Origin of the sequence: Micromonospora cabrerizensis, assembly GCF_022230955.1 — a bacterium.
In the GTDB taxonomy this organism is placed as follows: Bacteria; Actinomycetota; Actinomycetes; order Mycobacteriales; family Micromonosporaceae; genus Micromonospora; species Micromonospora cabrerizensis.
In genome coordinates this window covers 1-1,540 of the sequence record NZ_JAKKFI010000017.1, presented here as the reverse complement: position 1 = coordinate 1,540, position 1,540 = coordinate 1, and the positions used below count along the sequence as shown (strand labels likewise).

2 protein-coding genes are annotated in these 1,540 nt (G+C 73.9%); one reads left to right on the top strand and one right to left on the bottom strand.

The genetic code is table 11. The features are described 5' to 3' along the window. A partial coding sequence (locus tag LADH09A_RS02615) for a hypothetical protein (RefSeq protein ID WP_238643130.1) occupies positions 1-359 on the top strand: 359 nt, incomplete at its 5' end. Between the two features lie 27 nt (positions 360-386). Here the strand turns inward: LADH09A_RS02615 and LADH09A_RS02610 are convergent. Beyond that, positions 387-1,540, bottom strand: a 1,154-nt coding sequence (locus tag LADH09A_RS02610; RefSeq protein ID WP_238643129.1) for an HNH endonuclease signature motif containing protein, incomplete at its 5' end; no start/stop codon positions are given.

Sequence of the window (1,540 nt, the reverse complement as noted above, 5' to 3'; positions counted from 1 at the left end):
GTTGCCGACGGGTGGGCCGTTCGCTGCCTTATGCGTCACCCTGGTCCTCACCCGTGGTGGCCTGGTGGCCTGGTGGCCTGGTGGCCTGGTGGCCTGGTGGCCTGGTGGCCTGGTGGCCTGGTGGCCTGGTGGCCTGGTGGCCTGGTGGCCTGGTGGCCTGGTGGCCTGGTGGCCTGGTGGCCTGGTGTGCGGGAATGGTCTGGTTGTCCGCGTGCGGGAGCGTGGCCCGCAGCGGTTTGGGCTCACGCCCACCGCAGGCCTGCGCCGTCGCACCACCGTGCCGGTACCGCCGAGCGCGCGGCGTCATCCGGGGCCCCGGCCTTCTCGCGTGGGACTACCTGGATCCGGCTGCGTGGTGACAGTGCCCTCAGCGCGGTTGGTCGTGTCTATGTTCGTCGGTGGTAGTGGTTGCGGCGGGGGAGTTGGTCGGGGTCGAGCCAGGCGGGCGGTATGAATTCGGGGCAGCCGTCGCCTGCCAGCCGCACGGTCCAGTCGCTGTGGTGGAGGTGTCGGTGGTGGTGGCCGCAGAGCAGGACGGCGTTGCTGAGGTTGGTGGGGCCGCCGTCGGCCCAGTGTCGGATGTGGTGGGCGTCGCACCAGCGGGGTGGGCGGTCGCAGCCGGGGAAGGCGCAGCCGCCGTCGCGGAGCACGAGGGCGCGGCGCAGCGGGCCGGTGACGAGGCGGCGTTGTCGGCCGACGTCGAGTGGTTGGCCGGTGCTGTTGAGGACGGCCGGGAGGATCGCGGCGTCGCAGGCGAGTCGGCGCACCGTTTCCGGTGTGAGGTGCAGGCCGGTGTCGAGGGTGCCGGCGCCGAGTTGCCCCGCGAGGGCGTCGAAGCTGGTGGTGACGACGATCTGTGCGGGATCGCCGCCGTTCTCGGGTAGCTCCCCGGTGCGCAGGCTGAGCCGGCAGAGGTCGGCGAGGGCGTCATGACGGCGCTGGCCGGCGCAGCGCTGGTCGTCGGGGCCGGAGGGAGCGGTCAGCGGGTCGATCGCGGCGCGCAGGAGACCGGCGGTTTCGCTGTCGAGGATGCCGGTGAGTCGGAGTCGGCCGTCGGCCAGCGCGGACATCGTCACGTGGCGGTCGCGGCTGGCGCGGCGGGCGTCGGCTTCCAGTGCGGCCTGGGCGGCGGCGTCGGCGAGGTCGGGTGCGACGTGGTCGAGGATGCGGGTGCCGAGTTTGCGCAGCAGGGTGGGGTCGAACTGGCCGGCCCAGTCGACCAGCACACCGACGGCCTTGTCGGCGGCCTGCGCGCCGGCTGAGGTGTGCACGGTGCTGACGGTGTCGGCGATGACCCGGGCCTGGTCGAGGGTGAGGTGCCCGTCGGCCAAGGCTTGTCGTATCCCGGGGTTGCCGGTGTCCAGTGCGGCGGCGAGGTCGACGAGCCGGCGGGCGGCGGGCACGGTGAGGTGGAGTCGTTCGCGCAGCCAGACCGCTGTGCTGGACGCGCCCTGCGCCCGGGCGGTGCCCCGACCGTCGATCTCGCGGACCAGGGCGAGGGTGACGGCGGCGAGGCGTTGCGCCAGGCGGTGCGCGGCGG